Source organism: Clostridium sp. TF06-15AC, assembly GCF_003481165.1.
In the GTDB taxonomy this organism is placed as follows: Bacteria; Bacillota; Clostridia; order Lachnospirales; family Lachnospiraceae; genus Otoolea; species Otoolea fessa.
The window spans coordinates 713,425-734,531 of sequence record NZ_QUKS01000001.1 but is presented as its reverse complement, the minus strand read 5'-3'; the positions used below and the strand labels follow the sequence as shown (position 1 = coordinate 734,531).

Sequence of the window (21,107 nt, the reverse complement as noted above, 5' to 3'; positions counted from 1 at the left end):
GGTTTTTGAGAAAGCCACGATCTGAATCAAAGAGTTCAAATCGTGGCTTTTTATAGTTGTTGAACTATTTTATAGTTTATATCTATCGACCTATCTTTTCTTCTTCAACGCCTGCATCACCCGAACCAGCGGAATCGTCTTCCTGTAAATCCGTTTCCCACTCTTATTTTCCAAAAATTCCCGAAACGCGCCAATTGCTTTCAAATTCTGGCTCTCATCCGAATTTGAACGGGACCTTGCGCTTGCGTCAATCCCCTTTTTCGGTACCATATACCCGCCGTAGGAATCGCGGAACAGATAGAAATAATCGCGGTCCTCACCCAGCTTTTCAAATTCATTGTAAGCCAGTGTGCTTTCGCGGGTGTTTTTCGGAAGAGAATAGACTTCCAGATGATTTTCACGGAATTCATAGCGGGACGCCGGGAACGGCATGCCGCTTTTTTTGATCTGTTCGGCGAGCTTGTGGGCGGTGTGGTTGGCGGAGCTGTAGGTGCTGGTCGTCAGATAGCAGCCGTAGGCGGCTAAGAGGATGCCCCACCACTCGCTTAGATTGATGATACCTCCGGCGATGAACAGGATGCTTAAAATTGTCCGCGTGATCCGGTTGGAAGCGCAGAAGAGATCGTACTGCATCCGGGACAGGGATTCGAAGGTTTTTTCGTTGTGGTGCATTTCTATCTTATAGTAAATCATGGTAAGCCCTTTCATATAAAAAATCAATCATCACCTATATAAAAACAGTATATAGAAGCATAGAAAATATCTTAAGAAGTAGTATACTGTTTCTTCCCTGTTTCCGCAACTGGATCTGTTAAATCTGTAATGTTGATAAAAAATAAACAAGATTGTTACAAAAATATCACATAAAAATCGACTAAAATCGAGAAAAAATTATATAATTTCGACAAAATAGCTTGCCTAATCATAAAATAAGTGTTAAAATTAGGTAAAAGGTAAATAAAGAACCAAAAGCAGAGACGAAGAGATGCGCCATGGTTAGAAACAGCTGGAAAAGACTGTTTTTTAAAAATGGTGCTATTTTTTTGCCTAAATGCTGAAATGGTAATTTATTTAGAAAGTAGTAGAAACTGTTGATGAACCGGTCAGAAAGATGACTGGGGGAGGTTAAGAAAAAGGAGAGAAAACGTATGAGAAAAGTATTATCAGTAGTACTGGCAGCGACGATGGCAATGAGCCTGGCGGCCTGCGGCGGCAGCGGCGCAAAGACTGACACAAAGGCAGCAGACGCAGGAACGGCAGCAGGTGACGAGGCATCTGCAGATGATTACTACATCACCATCAAGTTTTCCAACGTATTTCAGCCGGCAGAGTGGAACTACAAAGCCAGCGAATATCTGGCAGACCTGGTAAAAGAGAAGACCGATGGTCATATCACTCTGGAGTATTACGGACAGAACCAGCTTGACTGCTACGCGGAGTCTGTAGCACAGGCACACAACGGCGCTGTCTGGATGGGTCTGGAGGAGCCGTCCTACTTTGCTGATTACATCGGCGATTACAACGTATTAGTTGGACCGATGCTTTACAAGAACAATGCAGAGTATAATGCAGTGATGGATTCTGATATTGTAAAAGATCTGAATGCAAAACTGGCAAGCGAGCACAACATCCACGTTCTGGATACACATTATTCGTTCGGATTCAGAAGCGTATGTACGAACAAGGTAGTTGAGAAACCGGCTGACTTAAATGGTCTGATCATGCGTTCGACCGAGTCTCCGCTGTTTGTTAAGACGATTACCTGTCTGGGTGCTACCCCGTCTGCAATGAGCTTTACGGAGTGCTTATCTGCTATGTCCAGTGGTGTTGTTGATGGTTTCGAAGGTTCCATCTCCACCCTGAAGGATACAGGTGCTTATGAGTACACCAAGAAAGTTGCAAACACGAACCACTTCATCGCAACCCGTTGGTTATTCATGGCTGAGGACGTATATCAGTCCATCCCGGAAAAATGGAGAAACATCCTGGATGAGTGCTGTGTAGAAGCTGGTAAGTGGGAGCAGGAAAATGCTGAGAACGACGAAGCTTCCATGATCGAGTTCCTGAAAGACAAAGGCGTTGAGTGGAATGATGTAGATGTTGATGCATTCACAGAGGCTTGTGCTCCGGTTTACGACTGGATCGTAGACGAGTACGGCGCAGATCCGGAACTTCACCAGAAGCTGGTTGATTTCCTGAATGACTACCGTGCAAACAACGAATAATGTAAATTATTCCGAACAAATACAGTATTTTAAAGCAATTATGAAATAGTAAAAACGTAACGGTTATCAGAACCGCTGCGGAGAAGAAAGTATATCTGCCCGGGCTGTCAGAACGAAGAAGATTGTCTGAGGTCCGGGCAGGCTTCCGACAAACGTATAGTGCCGGAAATATGAAACTGCTGGTAACTGTTCAGTAGGTCTGCGCATTTACTGCGCTGACCGTACGAAAACATGGGCCAGCAGGCAAAAATCCCATTGCCGTAGGCAATTTTTAATGGATTTTTGCGCGTGACTGTGAAGGTACTGAACAGTTACAACTGCTGGAATGATGACTGTATGACAGAACAGTCGTCGGTTATGCAAAACTGACTGCCATTATGAATGCATGAGGATAGACTATGGAAAAGAAAAAAAACACACTGGGGTCGGTGCTGGTAAACCTGGATGCAATTATTACCTGCGTGACACTGACACTCTGTACAATCGTTGTAAACGCAAACGTCCTTATGCGCTATTTCCTGAAAAGACCGTTGTATTGGTCGGAAGAGGTCGCTACGGGGCTCTTCGTCTGGACCGTCTTTATTGGAAGCGCATATGCGTACCGTAAGCACGCACATCTGGGCGTAGACATCCTGATCAACATTCTTCCGGAGAAGATAAGAAAAGTTGTTAAGGTTATTATGGATCTTCTGGAGCTTGTTACTCTGATTATGCTGACCAGAACAAGCGTCCAGTATGTGATGAACACGATGGATAAGCTGACTAATACGCTGCGTGTTCCGAGCTGGTATATTTCCGGCGCGGTTCCGATCGGATTTGGGCTTTCACTGATTTTCTGTATTTACTTTTTGGTTAAGGATATTATCAAGGTATTTAAAGGGAAAGGGGGAAATAACTGATGGGACTCGAATTAATTGAACTCGTTCCGATTTTTATGGTATTTATTCTCTATTTCCTGGGAATGCCGATTGTATATGCGCTGTTTGGTTCAACCTTCTTTTATTTTACATTTATTGATACAACCAGTAAAAACTGGCTGATCTTACAGAAGGTTATGACCTCTACACAGTCGTTCTCGATGTTAGCGATTCCATTTTTCGTTATGGCTGGTTCCGTCATGAACTACGGCGGCATCAGTGACAAGATGATGGATTTCGCGGAAGTGCTGACCGGTCATATGAAAGGCGGTCTGGCACAGGTAAACGTAGTACTTAGTATGCTGATGGGCGGATGTTCCGGTTCGGCCAACGCAGATTGTGCGATGCAGTCCAAGATGCTGGTTCCGGAGATGGAGAAGAGAGGTTACTCCAAGGCGTTCTCCGCAGCGATCACAGCGGCTTCCTCGGCTGCTACACCGGTTATTCCGCCGGGAGTAAACCTGATCGTTTTTACCCTGATTGCACAGATTTCCCTGGGTCGTACGTTTGCGGCTGGTTATATTCCGGGTATCCTGATGGCAATCTCGATGATGATCGTTGTTTCGATTATTGCGCATAAGAGAAACTACCCGACCACCCGTGAAAAATTCCCGTCTCTGAAAGAAATCGTGAAACAGGGTATTACCTCTTTCTGGGGTCTGTTCTTCCCGTTTGGTATCATTCTGGGAATGCGTTTTGGCATGTTTACCCCGTCTGAGGGCGGTGCGGTAGCCGTTCTTTACTGTATTATTATCGGACGTTTCGTTTACAAGAAACTGTCCCTGAAAGAGCATCTGGTTCCGATCCTGCTTGACAGTATCGCCGGTACTTCCAGCGTTGTCCTGATCATGGTTGCAGCGAATGTATTCGGTTATTACATGACCTGGATCAACCTGCCGAGAGTCGTGGCAACTGCTATGTTAAGCCTGACAACCAACAAGTGGCTGTTCCTTATGGCATGCAACGTAATTCTTCTGATTATGGGTATGTTCCTGGAAGGCGGCGCGGCGCTGATGATTATTACACCTCTGCTGCTTCCGGTTGCAAGACAGCTTGGAATCAATGATTACCACTTTGGACTGGTAGCGATCGTTAACATCATGATCGGTGGTATTACACCTCCGTTCGGTTCGATGATGTTCACGACCTGTGGTATCACGGGATGTCCGATCAGTGAGTTCCTGAAGGAAGTATGGCCATTTATCGTGTCCCTTCTGGTTGTTCTTCTGCTTCTGACCTTCTGCCCGTTCTTAATTACATGTGTACCGGATCTTCTGTACGGCGCAGCATAGAAACAGATTGACAAAACGTTAATAAATTGGATATAATAAAGCCTGTGAGATTAAGAGCAGAAAGGCAAACGTAGAAATACGGATGCTTTCTGCTCTTTTTTGTTCCATAAAAGATACCGGTATCGGTCATGGAAGAGTCTTGTGGAGCGAAAAAGAGCTGTGTTCTAGAAGCTTTACGGGCTTGCAGAGGGAGAAAAAATGGCAGTTTGGAAATGGATTGTGGAGACGGCGGCGACCTGGACAGCGGTCGGCATCTGGATTCGCCTGCTGTTTTCGCTGGCGGTGGGAATGTTCATTGGAATTGACCGTGGCCTGAAACGGCGCGGTGCGGGCATCAAGACGCATGTGCTGGTCTGCCTGGGTTCAGCGCTTGTCATGTTGACGAGTGAATATATGTTCCGGACATTTCCATCTGCAAAAGCGGACATGGCGCGGATGGGCGCGCAGGTTATCAGCGGTGTCGGATTTTTAGGGGTTGGCACGATCATGGTAACCGGGCGTAATCAGGTGCGTGGACTGACCACAGCGGCGTGTCTCTGGGTCTGCGCCTGTGAAGGACTGGCAGCCGGTATCGGATTTGTGGACGGTGCGGTTTACGGTCTGATTCTGATTGCGGTTACCTTGAAGCTCCTGACACGTGTGGATACAATGATTCATGAGCATGCAAAGGTGTTCGATTTCTATCTGGAATTTACCAGCAGCCGGTGTGTTGGGGCGTTCATGGATACCATGCGTTCTAAGAATGTGAAAATCGTGTCTTTTGATATTGCCAAGAATAAGTTAAAGGGCGAGGGTCCCTCCGCGACGATGTCGGTGGAAGTGCAGGACAAGTCGCTTCGAAAAACACTTCTGAGCGATATTCAGGCGATGGAGGAGATCCGGTTTGCAGAGGAGCTGTAGCAGCTAAAGGGTTCAGATGGGCTTACGCACGAAATGTAGCAGAAATAGGATGAATTGTCTAAACAAACAGGATAGTTGAAACGAGAACAAGAAAACATTTAGTATAAATAATGGAGGATCACAGTATGAACGGAAATACATACGACGTAGTGATTATCGGAGGTGGCGTCATCGGCAGCAGCATCGCCAGAGCGCTTTCGAAATATGAGTGCCGCACCGTGCTTCTGGAAAAAGAAGAGGATGTCTGCTCCGGCACATCGAAGGCAAACAGTGCTATCGTCCATGCGGGCTATGACGCAAAGACAGGTTCTTTAAAAGCAAAGCTCAATGTAAAAGGCAACGCCATGATGGGAGATTTATCCAAAGAACTCGATTTTGATTTCAAGCGGAATTCCTCCCTGGTACTCTGCTTCGCGCAGGAGGACCTCCCGGCGCTGCAGGCACTCTATGAGAGAGGCGTGGCAAACGGTGTGCCGGATATTTCCATTCTGACCGGCGATGAGGTCCGCAAGATGGAGCCGAACGTCAGCGGGGAGGTTGTGGCAGCGCTCTATGCACCGACTGGCGGCATCGTATGTCCATTTGGTCTGACGATCGCGCTGGCAGAGAATGCCTGTGATAACGGCGTTGAATTTGTATTCAACACAAAAGCAGAAAAAATTGAAAAAACGACAGAAGGATACCGTGTGATAACCAACAACGGTGTCTTCGAGACAAAATATGTCGTGAACGCAGCCGGCGTGTATTCTGATGAGATCCACAACATGGTTTCGGAAAAGAAGCTTCACATTGTGCCGCGCCGCGGCGAGTACTGCCTGCTCGATAAAGAGGCAGGCAACCACGTATCAGCGACTGTCTTCCAGCTTCCGGGCAAGTATGGCAAGGGAATCCTCGTCAGCCCGACGATTCACGGAAATCTCTTAGTCGGACCGACCGCGGTGGATCAGGAAGATAAGGACGGAACCTACACGACCGCCGAGGGACTGGCAGAGGCATGTGAGAAGGCAGCCAAGAGTGTCAACAACATTCCGTTCCGTCAGGTCATCACTTCCTTCTCCGGCCTGCGTGCCCATGAGGACGGCGATGATTTCATCATCGGTGAGGCGGAGGACGCACCGGGCTTCTTTGATGCAGCCGGAATCGAGTCTCCGGGACTTTCCTGCGCACCGGCGATCGGTGAATATCTGGCTGGGATGATCGAGGAAAAAGCTGGATTTGGCAAGAATCCGAATTTCAATCCGATCCGCAAGGGCATCGTGAAAGCAGCACGTTTAAATACGGAAGAACGCGCAGAACTGATCCGCAAGAACCCGGCATACGGCGCAATCGTCTGCCGTTGCGAGACAATCAGCGAGGGGGAGATCGTGGATGCGATCACCCGTACACTCGGCGCACGCTCGATGGATGGCATCAAACGGCGCGTCCGTCAGGGTATGGGACGGTGTCAGGCAGGCTTCTGCACTCCGAGAGCGATGGAAATTCTCTCCCGTGAGACGGGAATCCCGATCACAGAGATCTGCAAAAACCGCAAAGGTTCCGAAATGATAAAAGGTGAGGAGGCATAACCATGATTCAGCATGACATTGTAATTATCGGCGGAGGTCCGGCTGGACTGGCAGCGGCAGCAGCGGCAAAGAAAAGCGGCGCAGAGGATATTCTGATTCTGGAGCGCGACAGCGTGCTGGGCGGTATCTTAAATCAGTGTATCCACAATGGTTTTGGTCTTCATACCTTTAAAGAAGAGCTGACCGGACCGGAGTATGCGGCACGTTATGAGGAAGAAGTGAAAAAGCTGGAAATTCCGTACCGTTTAAACAGCATGGTACTGGATATCAATAAAGACAAAGAGATCACAGTCGTAAGCCGGAGCGAGGGACTGGAGCTCATCAAGGCAAAAGCGATTATCCTGGCGATGGGGTGCCGCGAACGTCCGAGAGGCGCCCTGAACATTCCAGGGTATCGTCCGGCAGGTATCTACACTGCTGGTACGGCACAGCGTCTCATGAACATCGAGGGACATATGGTCGGTAAAGAGGTTGTCATCCTCGGTTCCGGCGATATCGGACTGATCATGGCGAGACGTATGACACTGGAGGGCGCAAAGGTTAAGGTCGTAGCGGAGCTGATGCCGTATTCGGGCGGTCTGAAGAGAAATATCGTACAGTGCTTAAACGACTTTGATATTCCGTTGAAGTTAAGCCATACGGTTGTGAATATCGAGGGAAAAGAGCGCGTGAAAGGCATTACGCTGGCACAGGTCGGACCGGACCGCAAACCGATTCCTGGTACCGAAGAGCACTATGACTGTGATACGCTTCTGTTATCCTGTGGCCTGATTCCGGAGAATGAGCTGACGAGAAATATGGGCGTGACGATGAACCCGGTTACCTCCGGCCCAATGGTCAATGACCGTCTGGAAACAGGCATCGAGGGTGTATTTGCCTGCGGCAACGTGCTTCATGTACATGATCTGGTTGACTATGTATCCGAGGAGGCAGCGCTGGCAGGACAGAACGCAGCGAAATATGTGAAATCCGGCGAGACGAAGAAAGGTCACAGCGTGACACTCAAGGCAGAAAATGGCGTCCGCTACACGGTACCGCAGTCGATCGATACCGAGGCGATGGCAGACAAGCTGACCGTTCGTTTCCGTGTGGCAGATGTTTATAAAAACCGCAGCATTTCCGTTTATTTTGACGGAGAGCGTGTAAGCAGCCGCAAAAAACGCGTGCTGGCACCGGGGGAGATGGAGCAGGTGATCCTGACGAAGGAAAGTCTGGAGAAATATCCGGATCTGAAAGAAATAACCATTTGCACGGAGGTGGATGAGTGATGGAAGTAAGAGAACTGACCTGTATCGGATGTCCGCTGGGCTGTCAGCTCACTGTGACGATGGGAAATGACGAGATCAAGGTAGAAGGAAATACATGCCCGCGCGGCGAGGCGTATGCAAAGAAAGAGGTAACCAATCCGACGAGAATCGTTACCTCAACGGTACGCGTCGAGGGCGGCACGATCGAGAGAGCAGCGGTCAAGACGGCTTCGGATATCCCGAAGGGCAAAATCTTTGATTGCATGAAGGAGATCCGCGCCGTGAAGGTGGCTGCTCCGGTGCATATCGGGGATGTGATCATTGATGACTGCGCTGGAACCGGGGTTGCGGTTGTGGCGAGCAAGAATGTAGGGCGGGCGTAAAAAAACGTAAAAGTGACGCCGCCAGCCTGTCGCAGAATATAAAGATGAGAGATGGGAGGTTGTACAGACTCATAGAAGAGATTTGTACGGCTTCCCATTTTTGAAATTAAGATTTATGAAAAACCTGCTTGCATATTTGGGCAGGATTGGATAAAGTTGTTTTGAAGAAAATCTTTTTTACAGGTACATATTTACAGAGATAAATTACAAGGAGAGAGGCATGGAAAAACGTGAAATTTTAAAGGAGACAGAGCTGTTTGTCCTCGATATGGACGGGACGTTTTATCTGGATACGGATGTGCTCGACGGGGCGTTGGATTTCCTGGAGGAAGTGAAGAAAGCCGGGAAGAGATATGTGTTTTTTACGAATAATTCGTCGAAATCTCCGAAAACATATATTGACAAACTGGCAAAAATGGGGTGTTATATTAAAAGAAATCAGATCATTACATCCGGGGATGTGATGATTCAGTATCTGAAAGAGTATTATCCTGAAAAGAAAGTCTATCTGGTGGGAACGCCGGACCTGGAGGAGAATTTCCGTGAAAATGGCATTCTTCTGACAAGGGAGATGCCGGATGTGGTCGTGATTGGCTTTGATATGACATTGACCTATGAGAAGTTGGAGCGCGCCTGCACGTATATCCGCAACGGCGCTGTGTTCCTGGCAACGCATCTGGATATCAACTGCCCGACGAAGGATGGTTTTATCCCGGACTGCGGCGCAATGTGCGCGGCAATCTCCTTATCGACCGGAAAGGAGCCGAAGTATGTCGGAAAACCATTCAAGGAGACCGTGGATATGGTTCTGGAGATGACCGGGGCAAAGCGCGAGGCAATGTCGTTTGTCGGCGACCGGATCTACACGGATGTGAAAACCGGCGTGGTAAATGGGGCACACGGAATCCTGGTGCTGACCGGCGAGACGAAGCTGGAGGATGTACCGAAGGCGGATGTCGTGCCGGATGCGATTTTCACAGGGCTGAAAGAGATGGGAGAAATACTCAAGACTATGAGAGAAGAGGAAGCATAGAATGACAATGCTTGAATTACTGGAGGAATCTCCGATAATCGCAGCGATTAAGAGCTGGGAAGGGCTGGAAAAAAGTCTTAAATCTGAATGTAAGGTAGTATTTGTGCTGTTTGGCACGATCTGTGATATTGATCAGATTGTAGCGCGCATCAAGGACGCCGGGAAGGTGGCGATCGTCCACGTGGATATGATCCAGGGACTGAGCACCAAGAGGGTGGCGGTCGATTTTATCGCCCACAATACGCGGGCGGACGGTATTATCAGCACAAAAAATACACTGGTGGAGCGCGCGAAGGAGATGGGACTTTATGCGATCCAGAGAACCTTTGTTGTGGATTCGATCGCACTCGATACATTGAAAAAACAGATCGAAATGTTCCGACCGGATGCAGTCGAGATCATGCCGGGGGTGATGCCGAAGATTCTTAAGATCATGCGCGAGTACACCGATATTCCGCTGATCGCCGGGGGACTGCTGTCTGACAAAAAAGATGTGATGGCGGCCTTTGAGGCGGGTACGGATGCCATTTCAGCGACGAATGAAGCGGTGTGGTACGTGTGATTTTAAAACTTAAACGATTTAGACGCTGTGAGTGACAGATATATTTGAAATAATGAAATTGATAAAAAAATATCAATCATTTCGCGATTTCGCTTGATTTTTTACCATGAATGCATTAGAATGATGAAGTAATCTCTTTTGGTAAAAATAGATAAAGAGAAGAAAAGGCGAGTTTTCGCATTGTACAAAATATAAGAACCGTGAAAAGGTAAAGCGGTTGCAAACTATACACATGTACAGTGGGGGACACTGAAATCCCCGGTTCGGTGAGAAATGTCAGACAAAATTTAAGTCGAACGTCCGTGAGACTTGGCGCATGATTCTGGTCAGCGAAGCTGACAATTTCACACAGACGGGAGCCGCCGGATAACAGGAAAGGGGTATTAAGATGGCTAAGATCGATTTAAGCAAGTACGGAATCACAGGAACAACGGAGATTGTTTACAACCCTTCTTATGAGATGCTGTTTGAAGAAGAAACCAAACCGGAGCTGGAGGGCTATGAAAAAGGTCAGGTCAGCGAGCTTGGTGCAGTAAACGTTATGACAGGTATTTATACCGGACGTTCCCCGAAAGACAAATTCATCGTTATGGATGAGAACTCTAAGGACACAGTATGGTGGACTTCAGACGAGTATAAGAACGACAACCATGTAGCATCCAAAGAGACCTGGAGCGCAGTAAAGGATATCGCTTTAAAAGAGCTCTCCAACAAGAGACTGTTTGTAGTAGATGCTTTCTGCGGCGCAAATAAAGACACCCGTATGGCGATCCGTTTTATTGTGGAGGTTGCTTGGCAGGCTCATTTCGTAAAGAATATGTTCATCGTTCCGACCGACGAAGAACTGGCTGATTTCGAACCGGACTTCGTAGTATACAATGCTTCCAAGGCTAAAGTTGAGAACTACAAAGAGCTTGGATTAAACTCTGAGACAGCTGTTGTCTTCAATATCACAAGCCGCGAGCAGGTTATCATCAACACCTGGTACGGTGGAGAGATGAAGAAAGGTATGTTCTCCATGATGAACTACTACCTTCCGTTAAAGGGCATCGCTGCTATGCACTGCTCCGCTAACACCGACTTAAATGGCGAGAACACCGCTATCTTCTTCGGACTTTCCGGAACTGGCAAGACTACCCTTTCTACCGACCCGAAACGTCTTCTCATCGGTGATGACGAGCACGGCTGGGATGACAACGGTGTATTCAACTTCGAGGGCGGCTGCTATGCGAAGGTTATCAACCTGGATAAAGAGTCTGAGCCGGATATCTACAACGCTATCAGACGTGATGCGCTGCTTGAGAACGTTACCCTGGATGAGAACGGCAAGATCGATTTCGCTGATAAGAGCGTAACCGAGAACACCCGTGTATCCTACCCGATCGATCATATTCAGAATATTGTACGTCCGGTATCCTCTGCACCGGCAGCTAAGAACGTTATCTTCCTGTCTGCAGACGCATTCGGAGTACTTCCGCCGGTATCTATCCTGACACCGGAGCAGACACAGTACTACTTCTTATCCGGATTTACAGCAAAACTGGCTGGTACCGAGCGCGGCATTACCGAGCCGACCCCGACCTTCTCCGCTTGCTTCGGACAGGCTTTCCTGGAGCTGCATCCGACCAAATACGCAGAAGAGCTGGTTAAGAGAATGGAGAAGAGCGGAGCAAAAGCTTACCTCGTAAATACAGGCTGGAACGGAACCGGCAAACGTATCTCCATCAAAGATACCCGTGGTATTATCGACGCTATCTTAAACGGTGACATCCAGAAGGCTCCGACCAAGAAGATCCCGTACTTCAACTTCGAAGTACCGACCGAGCTTCCGGGCGTAGATCCGGCTATCCTGGATACCCGCGATACCTATGCAAACGAGGCTGAGTGGGAAGAGAAAGCAAAAGATCTGGCAAGCCGTTTCATCAAGAACTTCGCTAAATACGAAGGAAACGAAGCTGGCAAGGCTCTGGTAAAGGCTGGTCCGCAGTTATAATGCCAGAAATAAATGGTAAATAAATCCAAGAGGTAAACCTGGTGAGATAGAAAACCTCCAGTTTATTTGGATGAGAAATGTGATTCTCATTCGAATGGACTGGAGGTTTTTTGTTTCATAGGAAATTACGTCCTATGAAACAAAAAACGCTCCGCGAGGATGCACACCCGCGCGAAGCAGAAACATGTCGCAAGCGACCGCGCGAGACGCCCGGATGCGCCAAGGCACATTCTTTTTACTGCTGTAAAACACATGTTTGGATTTGAGTATTTCGTGAAGCTGATGGTTATGCTATAATAGAAGCATGTAGTGAGTTTTTAACTGGATTTTCATGTGTACGCTCGGAATCTTTCTGTGCTTGATTTTTTGAGATGATTTTTTACCAGTGGCGCTCAAATTTTAAATTCATAGAGAAGGGAGGATCCTGCCATGCAGAAAACAGTTTCCAGGCGCGCGTACATTGCCATTGATTTAAAATCGTTCTATGCATCGGTCGAGTGCGTAGAGCGCGGTCTGGATCCGTTGACGACGAATCTGGTCGTGGCGAATCCGTCGCGGACGGAGAAAACGATCTGTCTGGCGGTGTCACCGTCACTGAAATCCTATGGTGTGCCGGGGCGTCCCAGGTTATTTGAGGTGATTCAGCGGATTAGGGAAGTCAATGAGGAACGCCGCAGACTGGCGCCGGGACGTCAGTTCCGGGATAAATCGTGGAGAAATGAAGAATTAAAGGCGGATCCGTCGCTGGCGGTCAGCTATCTGGTTGCGCCGCCGAGAATGGCATACTATATGAAATGGAGCACGCAGATCTACCAGATTTATCTCCGGTATGTGGCACCGGAGGACATCCATGTGTATTCGATTGACGAAGTGTTCATGGATGTGACGGAATATCTGGGGATTTACAAGGTTTCGCCGCGCGAGCTGGCAAAGGGGATCATCCGCACGGTGTTAAAGGAAACAGGCATCACGGCGACGGCGGGGATTGGGACGAACCTGTATCTGTGCAAGGTGGCGATGGATATTGTGGCGAAGCACGTGGAAGCGAACAAGGACGGCGTGCGGATTGCCGAGCTGGATGAGCAAAGCTATCGGGAACTTTTGTGGACGCATGAGCCGCTGACCGATTTCTGGCGGGTTGGACCAGGATACCAGAAGAAACTCTGGCAGGCGGGACTTCGGACGATGGGCGATATTGCGCGTTGTTCACTGGGAAAACCGGGCGAGTTTTACAGCGAGGAACTGCTGTACCAGATGTTCGGCGTCAATGCTGAGCTTCTGATTGACCATGCGTGGGGCTACGAGCCGTGCACGATCGCACAGATACGGGCATACAAGCCGCAGAGCAGCAGCCTGGGCTGCGGGCAGGTGCTTTCCTGTCCGTACACGGCGGATAAGGCGCGGATCGTGGTACAGGAGATGATTGACGGGATCTCGCTGGAGCTGGTGGAAAAACGGCTGGTGACCGATCAGCTCGTTCTAACGGTCGGATATGACATCGAAAACCTGACCCGCCCGGAGATACGGAAAGTATACAAGGGACCGGTGACAACCGATCGCTACGGGCGGCGTGTGCCGAAGCATGCACATGGAACGTGGAATCTGCCGCGTGCGACTTCGTCATCGAGCGAGCTTCTGGAGGCGATGGCGGCTCTGTATGATAAGATTGTCAACCCGGCGCTTCTCATCCGCCGGATGTCGCTCTCGGCATGTCATGTGGTAAATGAGAAAATGGCGAAAGAGCGTGAACAGAAGGAAACATTTGAACAGCTTGATTTGTTTACCGATTACGCAAAAAAGGAAGCAAAAGAGAAGGAAGAACAGAAAAAACGCGAGCGGGAGCGCCGGATGCAGGAAGCGCTTCTGACAATCAAGAAAAAATACGGAAAAAACGCGGTGCTGCGCGGGATGAACTTTGAGGAAGGCGCGACCGCCAAGGAGCGCAACGGGCAGATCGGGGGACATCAGGCGTAGATGGAAGATCAATATAGAGTGAATGAATTTGAAAACTTAAAAGGTGGACGAAGCCAAACCCAAAAAGGGCAGGAAAGTGACGCCCAGCGCCGCTACGGCGATATCCTCGGTCATTCTTACCCATTTCCCTTGCGCCATGCACGGATGCCGGTGGAGGACCGGGCGGCGCAGTTTGCCTCGTTTGCCGCACTGAATGGCTATGAGGAGGCGGTAGAGGAGGAGGCGCGTCTGACCGAGCGGGAGATCGATCTGGATGACAGCGTGCGTGAGATGATCAATCAGACGCTTGTGGAAGCGGAGGAGCAGCTGATGCGTGGCGAGACGGTTCGGCTTTCTGTGACCTGGTTCCAACCGGACGTGCACAAGGATGGCGGCGCTTACCGAACGGCAGCAGGACGATTGAAGAAAATCGACTATTACCGGCAAGTTTTGTGGTTGGCGGAAATAAGGAGTGGAAATCAGCCTGGACTTGAAAATATAGGCGGGGAGATCGCGGTAAATTTTCCACAGATCTGCCGTGTGGAGCTGATAGAAGAGGAAGTGGAGTGAAATGTTACATGGCAGCACAGTTGCTGAAGCTTTGTATGGACCTCCTGACCGGCAAAGGAAAATATCGTTACTGTTTACGGGTAGGCACTTTTGGAACCGAAAGTGCCGTAAGAAAACGTGGTGGCAGCAGGAATTGCCGTATTTAAATGCGAAGCCACGGCAAATTCCGTTACTGGGCACGTATGCGTGAACAGTAATAAAATATCAGAAATCCGTAAGAAAAAAGCACTTTTACTTTTGAATGAAATAGGGTAGACTGTTAGAACAGAGAAAACCAGATAGAAGAGCTGAATACAGAGTATAAAGAAAAATATTTCACTGGTTTTAGAAACAAAAAAGTGCCTGGGAAGTTTTGAAAAATTTCAGAGAAGTCCCTGGGAACAGGCAGGGAGCAGGCATAAGAACAGTCGGAAGGAGATTCAAATTATGAAAAAAAATTCGTTATATATTGCAGGAATTTGTGCAGCACTGTCGGTAGGTGCGCTTGGGTGCGCTTCCAGTGCAAAAGCGGGCGATGAGGAGACAAAGCCGGTTGTCGAAGATACGGAGGCAGCTGGGGAGGCCACTGCAGCGGAAACTATTTGTGTTTATGGTCCGGTTTCGGAGGTTACCAGCGATTCCGTCACGATCGACAATCAGTCGGGAATCAGCAGTGCCGGCGAGATGGTGATCACATTTTCACCGGAAACGCCGATTTTTGACGCAGAGACAGGCAATCCGGTCGATATGACTGAGGCGGAGACGGGAACCGTTGTATATGCCTACATCGGGGATGCGATGGCGATGAGCGAGCCGCCAATCACGAACGGACAGCTCTTCTTCGTCCATGTAACCGATGTGAGCGCCGTGCCGGTTTACACGGAGATCGAGTCGGTGAAAAAGAGTGCCGAGAATGATGATACCGTCTGTGTGAAAGCAAAGGATGGCGTGACCTATACGGTCAGCGCTGAGACACGTATTCTGCCGTATTTAACCCGGAACATCGTGACCGCAGACGATCTGGAAGCGGGAAAGAAATGCGCGATCTGGGCGGACGCGGAAGGAAAGGTATCGAGACTGGTGCTGTTTCAGCAATAAGGGCGGATGTGCATAAAGCGATAAAATTATAAATATGTCATGTAGATTGGACGGTTTGAACAGTGAAAAACACAGCGAAAAACCGTCCGATTTTTGGTTTGACTTTTTGTTGCACAGTAAAATACATTTGTGAAACAAAAAAATTGCATAAATGCATATTGGCTGCTCTGGTTGAAGCGCCGGAAAAGCAGACGTTCAGTCTGTATATAGATGAATTGTTATGTGACAAGACAGATGTAATAAAAAGTGTCAAAAATTCATTGACACAGCTTTTCTCTTAGAGGTATAATCACAGAAGTTTACCGTGTGGAAGCTATATGGACAGAGAAATATGGCGTGGCAAAGATGTCGGATACATTGTAAAGAAGAAAATGAACCGCAGCTGTCGGAAAATGGTATGGTTTCTGTCAATCGATGGGGATTCGGAAGCGTGAACAGAGCGGTGAAAAAAGGAGAGGGAAAAGAGATGGATCAGGAGATAAAGCAGCGGATCGAGACATTAAAAAAAGAGAAGGATGCCGTGATTCTGGCACATTATTACGTAGATGGAGAAGTGCAGGAGATTGCCGATTATGTGGGCGATTCGTATTATCTGGCGGAGCTGGCGACGACGGTGCCGCAGAAGACGATCATTTTCTGTGGCGTGTCATTTATGGGCGAGAGTGCGAAGATTTTAAGCCCGGAGAAGACGGTTATCATGGCAGACCGGAGCGCGGACTGTCCGATGGCTCACATGGTTGAGGTGGAGAAGATCCGCGAAGTACGCAAAGAGTATCCGGAGGTAGCCGTTGTCTGTTATGTGAACTCGATGGCGGAGATCAAGGCAGAATCGGATGTCTGTGTTACCTCATCGAATGCACTCAAAATCGTAAAAAAACTGCCGAACAAGGATATTTTCTTTATTCCGGATGAGAATCTGGGACGTTTTATCGCAAAAAAAGTGCCGGAGAAACATTTTATTTTCAATGACGGTTTCTGCCATGTACATAAGAGTATTCATGCGGAAGATGTAAAGAAAGCAAAAGAGCTGCATCCGGAGGCAGTTGTGCTGGCGCATCCGGAGTGTACCGGCGATGTGCTGGAGCTGGCAGATTTTGTCGGAAGTACCTCCCAGATTATTGATTATGCGACGAATTCGGATGAGAAAGTCTTCCTGATCTGCACCGAGATGGGCGTGTTCTATGAACTGCTGCAGAAGAATCCGGAGAAGAAGTTTTTCTCCGTAGGTCACCGTCAGTTTTGCCCGAATATGAAGAAGATTCATCTGGACAGCGTACTGCGGGCGCTGGAAAATCCGGAGGAGGAAGTGGAGATGGATGAGGCGATGCGGCAGAGGGCGGTTGGTCCGCTGGCGCGGATGCTGGAATTGGCAAAATAAAGGAATAAATAAAGACACAATATAAACAAATAGACCCAAAAGGATCATTCAAAGGATTCCCACAGAAAATGCTGCAAATCAGCGTTTCCTGTGGGATTTAAATTTTAAATGGAGCGGCTCTGCTTATTCAGCCACAACCGCTTTCACAATCTCCGCAATATACATATCATGATAGTCCTTTTCCGGATAGAACTTGCTGTCAGCGTCCTTATCGATAAAATCTGCCGGATTCATGGATGTGCGGTACATTTTGCGGCAGATGAGGATGGTGTCAGCTTCTTCAAATGCCGGTACGCCGTCGATGAAGACCGGGGTCAGACCGGCTTCCTTGATTTTGTCGTGGTCACGGCCAGATACGGAGCCGCAGAGTTTGAGGGCATCGCGGTGACCGTCTTTTAAAAAGCTGACGGAGAAGAGTTCTTCTTTGTCTATAAATTCTTTGGTGTAGCGCTGGGGACGGATATAGCAGGTAACAGCCGGTTTGCCCCAGAATACGCCTGCGCCGCCCCAGCTGGCAGTCATGGTGTTGAATTTATCCTCGGTGCCGGCGGTTAAAAGCATCCAGTCGGAACCGATGCGGGTAAACGGGTTAAAATTTAATTCTTCTGGCTTTATTTCTTTGAAGCTCATCAAAAAATCCTTCCTTTCCTGTCTGAATTGATCATTCTGTGAGTACCTTACCATTATCAGAGAAGAAAATCAAATATATTTTCGAAAATTCATTGACAGATGAGAAAAAAAGAGGTAGTCTGTAGATTGAAGTTAGATGCATCTAACTATGGTTTTGATATTCTAACTCAAGTTTGTCACTGCTAATTATATATTACAAATTTAAGCAGAAACCGGATATGGAAAGAGAGATGATACGATGCAGCAGAGAGAGCAGATTATCGGCGAACTGAAGAGACGGGGGAAACGGATGACCGATCAAAGAAAGATCATGTTGGATGTGATCCTGGAGGGAAGATGGAGCAGTTGTAAGGAGATCTACTACGAGGCATCCAAGCGCGACCCGGGGATCGGAAAGGCAACGGTGTACCGGATGATTGCAGTGCTGGAAGAAATCGGCGTTTTAAACCGTTGCCGCCAGTATTCTCTGCGGAATGAGGATGAGCTGTCAAGTATAACTTCGGATGCTAGCTGATAAAAAATCTCAATAAGGAAAGTTAGGTTTGACTATCATGGGGGTAAGCTGTTACCATCTACTTGTACCTCAGAAATGAGTCATTAAACGCAGCAATATTCGCATTTGAAATGGAATAAATAGTTTTCAAAAATCATATGTGAATATAATTAGATAATATCAGAGGAGGAGTAATCATGATGGACATTTTCAAATTAAAAAAATTAGGTTTATTTGCAGGCGGCGTTTTGTTCGGAACAGCAGGTGTTAAGATTCTTGGCAGCGAGGATGCAAAGAAATTTTACGTAAACTGCGTAGCAGCCGGACTTCGTGCACGTGATTGTGTGATGACCACCGCTACCAATATTCAGGAGAACGCTGAGGACATCCTGGCTGAGGCAAAGCAGATCAACGAGGCTCGCGGCTATGAGAGTTTTGGTGAGGATGAGGATTTCAACGAGGCTGCTGAGGCAACCGAGGCCGCACCGGAGGCTGAGAAGGCAGAGCAGTAATAGCAACTCCAAGAATACATGAATCTAAATAACAGGGGGGCTGCCGCAAGATAGCATGGGATGCTGTCTCGCGGCAGCTCTTCTATAACCGGAGGAAGATGAATCATGAAATTCATTATAAAGCATGAAATCAAAGGAAGAATCCGTATCAGCCTTGCCCGGAAATTCCATACCGTGCGCGAAGCGGACGTTTTGGAACAGTATCTGCTTGGTCTGGACGGCGTGACGGCGGCTAAGGTGTATGAGCGGACAGCAGATGCGGTTATCTATTATAAGGAGGATCGGGAGGCGGTACTCGTACAGGTAGCGGCGTTTGATGGTCAGATTACCGAAAAACAGGAGATGGCAGTTAAAAGCAGCGGACGCGCCCTGAATCAGGAGTACAAAGAAAAGCTGATTCAGAAGGTATTGACCCGTTTTGCGACGAAGACATTTCTCCCGGCGCCGGTCCGTGCGGTATACACGTCCGTGCAGGCGATCCGTTATATCGTGAAAGGTATCCACTGCCTCGTATTTAAGCGCAAGCTGCATGTGGAGGTGCTGGATGCGACGGCGATCAGTGTTTCCCTTCTGCGCCGCGATTTCAATACGGCTGGCTCCGTTATGTTCCTGCTCGGCGTCGGTGAGCTTCTGGAGGAGTGGACACATAAGAAATCCGTTGGTGATCTGGCGCGGAGCATGTCCTTGAATGTGGAAAAGGTCTGGAAGAAAGTGGACGGGACCGAAGTTCTTGTACCGCTTTCGGATGTTACCGCGGGCGACGAGCTGACCGTCCATATGGGTACAGTGATTCCGCTGGATGGTGTCGTAGTAAGCGGCGAGGCGATGGTAAACCAGGCTTCGATGACCGGCGAATCCCAGCCGGTCAGAAAAGAGCCGGGCAGCTATGTTTACGCAGGAACCGCGCTGGAAGAGGGAGAGATTACCTTCAAGGTAGAAAAATCCGCCGGTTCCACCCGTTATGAGCGTATCGTACAGATGATCGAGGATTCGGAGAAGCTCAAATCCTCTGTTGAAGGCAAGGCATCAAACCTGGCAGATGCACTCGTTCCGTGGAGTCTGGGCGGTACCGCGCTTACCTATCTGCTGACCCGCAATGCGACGAAAGCACTGTCGATCCTGATGGTTGATTTCTCCTGTGCACTGAAACTGGCAATGCCGCTTGCAGTCCTGTCTGCGATGCGTGAGGCAAGCCAGCATCACATTACGGTCAAGGGCGGCAAGTTCCTGGAGGCAGTTGCCGAGGCAGAGACGATCGTATTTGACAAGACCGGAACACTGACCAAGGCAAAACCGGTTGTATCCGATGTAGTATCTTTCAACGGCATGGAGAAGGAAGAACTGCTTCGTATCGCAGCCTGCCTGGAAGAGCATTTTCCGCACTCGATGGCAAATGCGGTCGTACAGGAAGCGAAAAAACGTCATCTGGTACATGATGAGATGCACTCGAGAGTGGATTACATCGTAGCGCACGGTATCGCTACCTATGTGGGCGAAGAACGCGTCGTGATTGGAAGCCACCATTTCGTATTTGAGGATGAGAAGTGCACACTGCCGGAGGATGGAAAAGAGAAGTTTGAGAACCTTCCGGAAAATTGTTCCCATCTTTACATGGCAATCGGCGGACAGCTTGCAGCCGTTATCTGCATCGAGGATCCGCTGCGTGAGGAAGCACCGTCTGTCATCCGCCAGTTAAAAGAGGCTGGATTTAAGCGCATTGTCATGATGACCGGCGACAGCGAGCGGACCGCAGCGGCGATCGCGAAGAGGGTCGGCGTGGATGATTATTTCTCCGAGGTACTTCCGGAGGATAAGGCGCGCTTTGTTGAGGAGGAGAAGGCGAAAGGCCACAAAGTTATCATGATCGGTGACGGCATCAACGATTCACCGGCCCTGTCAGCGGCAGACGCGGGCATCGCAGTCAGCGAGGGCGCAGAGATTGCCAGAGAGATCGCGGATATCACGATCAAGAAAGATTCCCTGGATGAAGTCGTGCTTCTGCGTCATCTGAGCATGGATCTGATGAAACGTGTCCATGGAAACTACCGTTTCGTCATCAGCTTCAACCTGGGTCTGATTCTCTTAGGCGTGGCTGGTATCATCACACCGTCGATGTCGGCGCTGCTGCACAACAGCTCGACACTGGCGATCAGCTTAAAAAGCATGACGAACCTGCTGCCGGAGGAAGAGCGGGAAGAGGCGTAAAAATGCGCCCTGCTTAGTTGGCTTTTAATAAAATATAATAAAAATAGACGGGCAGAAAGAATGGAGAGGAAATTTTATTCTTTCTGTCTGTTTTTTTGCGTTAAATTGCGAAAAAGTAAAACTAAATACTAGACTATATTCTGTAAAAATCCAACAATGAATCAAATAACAT

General features: G+C 48.5%; 19 protein-coding genes. 17 read left to right on the top strand and 2 right to left on the bottom strand.

Annotation, left to right across the window (positions count from 1 at the left end):
• Window positions 1-90: 90 nt before the first annotated feature.
• Complete coding sequence (locus tag DXC57_RS03285; RefSeq protein ID WP_182434328.1) at window positions 91-693, bottom strand: YcxB family protein; 603 nt, start codon at window positions 691-693, stop codon at window positions 91-93.
• Between the two features lie 455 nt (window positions 694-1,148).
• Between DXC57_RS03285 and dctP the strand changes: the two genes are divergently transcribed.
• The 14 genes from dctP to nadA all read left to right on the top strand — a co-directional run bounded on the left by dctP (window position 1,149) and on the right by nadA (window position 17,095).
• Window positions 1,149-2,225: a TRAP transporter substrate-binding protein DctP gene (gene dctP / locus DXC57_RS03280; protein WP_118472041.1), complete on the top strand. Its 1,077-nt coding sequence runs from the start codon at window positions 1,149-1,151 to the stop codon at window positions 2,223-2,225.
• Between the two features lie 398 nt (window positions 2,226-2,623).
• Entirely contained in the window at window positions 2,624-3,124 is a 501-nt protein-coding gene (locus tag DXC57_RS03275) for a TRAP transporter small permease (RefSeq protein WP_118651132.1), read from the top strand.
• Window positions 3,124-4,434: a TRAP transporter large permease gene (locus DXC57_RS03270; RefSeq protein ID WP_182431265.1), complete on the top strand. Its 1,311-nt coding sequence runs from the start codon at window positions 3,124-3,126 to the stop codon at window positions 4,432-4,434. The genes DXC57_RS03275 and DXC57_RS03270 overlap by 1 nt, the downstream gene beginning before the upstream one ends.
• 198 nt (window positions 4,435-4,632) lie before the next feature.
• A complete protein-coding gene (locus DXC57_RS03265) occupies window positions 4,633-5,334 on the top strand; it encodes an MgtC/SapB family protein (protein ID WP_107000139.1) in 702 nt (233 codons plus the stop codon).
• Window positions 5,335-5,459: 125 nt separating this feature from the next.
• The gene (locus tag DXC57_RS03260; RefSeq protein WP_118651130.1) at window positions 5,460-6,899 is read left to right on the top strand and encodes an NAD(P)/FAD-dependent oxidoreductase; all 1,440 of its coding nucleotides are present in this window, start codon (window positions 5,460-5,462) and stop codon (window positions 6,897-6,899) included.
• A gap of 2 nt (window positions 6,900-6,901) precedes the next feature.
• On the top strand, window positions 6,902-8,167 hold the full coding sequence (locus tag DXC57_RS03255) for an FAD-dependent oxidoreductase (protein ID WP_118651128.1): 1,266 nt from the start codon (window positions 6,902-6,904) through the stop codon (window positions 8,165-8,167).
• Entirely contained in the window at window positions 8,167-8,529 is a 363-nt protein-coding gene (locus DXC57_RS03250; protein WP_118651126.1) for a DUF1667 domain-containing protein, read from the top strand. Before DXC57_RS03255 ends, DXC57_RS03250 begins: the two co-directional genes overlap by 1 nt.
• 220 nt (window positions 8,530-8,749) lie before the next feature.
• Entirely contained in the window at window positions 8,750-9,562 is an 813-nt protein-coding gene (locus tag DXC57_RS03245; protein WP_022359841.1) for an HAD-IIA family hydrolase, read from the top strand.
• A 1-nt stretch (window position 9,563) separates the two neighbouring features.
• Window positions 9,564-10,124 carry a glycerol-3-phosphate responsive antiterminator gene (locus tag DXC57_RS03240; RefSeq protein WP_107000135.1) on the top strand — a complete coding sequence of 187 codons (561 nt, stop codon included), beginning with the start codon at window positions 9,564-9,566 and terminating at the stop codon, window positions 10,122-10,124.
• Between the two features lie 388 nt (window positions 10,125-10,512).
• Window positions 10,513-12,117, top strand: coding sequence for a phosphoenolpyruvate carboxykinase (ATP) (gene pckA, locus DXC57_RS03235; protein ID WP_107000134.1), 1,605 nt, complete (start codon window positions 10,513-10,515; stop codon window positions 12,115-12,117).
• A 429-nt stretch (window positions 12,118-12,546) separates the two neighbouring features.
• Window positions 12,547-14,091, top strand: coding sequence for a DNA methylase (locus DXC57_RS03230; protein ID WP_118651124.1), 1,545 nt, complete (start codon window positions 12,547-12,549; stop codon window positions 14,089-14,091).
• Entirely contained in the window at window positions 14,092-14,640 is a 549-nt protein-coding gene (locus tag DXC57_RS03225) for a hypothetical protein (RefSeq protein WP_117796438.1), read from the top strand. It abuts the gene before it with no gap.
• A gap of 426 nt (window positions 14,641-15,066) precedes the next feature.
• Window positions 15,067-15,717 carry a hypothetical protein gene (locus DXC57_RS03215; RefSeq protein WP_118651122.1) on the top strand — a complete coding sequence of 217 codons (651 nt, stop codon included), beginning with the start codon at window positions 15,067-15,069 and terminating at the stop codon, window positions 15,715-15,717.
• 466 nt (window positions 15,718-16,183) lie between these two features.
• Window positions 16,184-17,095: a quinolinate synthase NadA gene (gene nadA / locus DXC57_RS03210; protein ID WP_118523572.1), complete on the top strand. Its 912-nt coding sequence runs from the start codon at window positions 16,184-16,186 to the stop codon at window positions 17,093-17,095.
• A 123-nt stretch (window positions 17,096-17,218) separates the two neighbouring features.
• Here nadA and DXC57_RS03205 read toward each other — a convergent pair whose 3' ends face one another.
• The gene (locus tag DXC57_RS03205; RefSeq protein ID WP_107000129.1) at window positions 17,219-17,725 is read right to left on the bottom strand and encodes a flavin reductase; all 507 of its coding nucleotides are present in this window, start codon (window positions 17,723-17,725) and stop codon (window positions 17,219-17,221) included.
• Window positions 17,726-17,963: 238 nt separating this feature from the next.
• Between DXC57_RS03205 and DXC57_RS03200 the strand changes: the two genes are divergently transcribed.
• The 3 genes from DXC57_RS03200 to DXC57_RS03190 all read left to right on the top strand — a co-directional run bounded on the left by DXC57_RS03200 (window position 17,964) and on the right by DXC57_RS03190 (window position 20,935).
• Window positions 17,964-18,239, top strand: coding sequence for a transcriptional repressor (locus DXC57_RS03200; RefSeq protein ID WP_118651120.1), 276 nt, complete (start codon window positions 17,964-17,966; stop codon window positions 18,237-18,239).
• 176 nt (window positions 18,240-18,415) lie between these two features.
• Complete coding sequence (locus DXC57_RS03195; RefSeq protein WP_118651118.1) at window positions 18,416-18,730, top strand: DUF6110 family protein; 315 nt, start codon at window positions 18,416-18,418, stop codon at window positions 18,728-18,730.
• 105 nt (window positions 18,731-18,835) lie between these two features.
• Window positions 18,836-20,935, top strand: a complete 2,100-nt coding sequence (locus DXC57_RS03190; RefSeq protein WP_118651116.1) for a heavy metal translocating P-type ATPase — start codon at window positions 18,836-18,838, stop codon at window positions 20,933-20,935.
• Window positions 20,936-21,107: the final 172 nt, after the last annotated feature.

What these genes read in the sequence shown, in the direction of transcription:
- dctP (WP_118472041.1), top strand. Translation starts at nt 1,149, where the DNA reads ATGAGAAAAGTATTATCAGTAGTACTGGCAGCGACGATGGCAATGAGC.
- DXC57_RS03225 (WP_117796438.1), top strand. Translation starts at nt 14,092, where the DNA reads ATGGAAGATCAATATAGAGTGAATGAATTTGAAAACTTAAAAGGTGGA.
- DXC57_RS03250 (WP_118651126.1), top strand. Translation starts at nt 8,167, where the DNA reads ATGGAAGTAAGAGAACTGACCTGTATCGGATGTCCGCTGGGCTGTCAG.
- pckA (WP_107000134.1), top strand. Translation starts at nt 10,513, where the DNA reads ATGGCTAAGATCGATTTAAGCAAGTACGGAATCACAGGAACAACGGAG.
- DXC57_RS03215 (WP_118651122.1), top strand. Translation starts at nt 15,067, where the DNA reads ATGAAAAAAAATTCGTTATATATTGCAGGAATTTGTGCAGCACTGTCG.
- DXC57_RS03275 (WP_118651132.1), top strand. Translation starts at nt 2,624, where the DNA reads ATGGAAAAGAAAAAAAACACACTGGGGTCGGTGCTGGTAAACCTGGAT.
- DXC57_RS03260 (WP_118651130.1), top strand. Translation starts at nt 5,460, where the DNA reads ATGAACGGAAATACATACGACGTAGTGATTATCGGAGGTGGCGTCATC.
- DXC57_RS03190 (WP_118651116.1), top strand. Translation starts at nt 18,836, where the DNA reads ATGAAATTCATTATAAAGCATGAAATCAAAGGAAGAATCCGTATCAGC.
- nadA (WP_118523572.1), top strand. Translation starts at nt 16,184, where the DNA reads ATGGATCAGGAGATAAAGCAGCGGATCGAGACATTAAAAAAAGAGAAG.
- DXC57_RS03200 (WP_118651120.1), top strand. Translation starts at nt 17,964, where the DNA reads ATGCAGCAGAGAGAGCAGATTATCGGCGAACTGAAGAGACGGGGGAAA.
- DXC57_RS03285 (WP_182434328.1), bottom strand. Translation starts at nt 693, where the DNA reads ATGATTTACTATAAGATAGAAATGCACCACAACGAAAAAACCTTCGAA.
- DXC57_RS03270 (WP_182431265.1), top strand. Translation starts at nt 3,124, where the DNA reads ATGGGACTCGAATTAATTGAACTCGTTCCGATTTTTATGGTATTTATT.
- DXC57_RS03205 (WP_107000129.1), bottom strand. Translation starts at nt 17,725, where the DNA reads ATGAGCTTCAAAGAAATAAAGCCAGAAGAATTAAATTTTAACCCGTTT.
- DXC57_RS03240 (WP_107000135.1), top strand. Translation starts at nt 9,564, where the DNA reads ATGACAATGCTTGAATTACTGGAGGAATCTCCGATAATCGCAGCGATT.
- DXC57_RS03195 (WP_118651118.1), top strand. Translation starts at nt 18,416, where the DNA reads ATGATGGACATTTTCAAATTAAAAAAATTAGGTTTATTTGCAGGCGGC.
- DXC57_RS03245 (WP_022359841.1), top strand. Translation starts at nt 8,750, where the DNA reads ATGGAAAAACGTGAAATTTTAAAGGAGACAGAGCTGTTTGTCCTCGAT.
- DXC57_RS03255 (WP_118651128.1), top strand. Translation starts at nt 6,902, where the DNA reads ATGATTCAGCATGACATTGTAATTATCGGCGGAGGTCCGGCTGGACTG.
- DXC57_RS03265 (WP_107000139.1), top strand. Translation starts at nt 4,633, where the DNA reads ATGGCAGTTTGGAAATGGATTGTGGAGACGGCGGCGACCTGGACAGCG.
- DXC57_RS03230 (WP_118651124.1), top strand. Translation starts at nt 12,547, where the DNA reads ATGCAGAAAACAGTTTCCAGGCGCGCGTACATTGCCATTGATTTAAAA.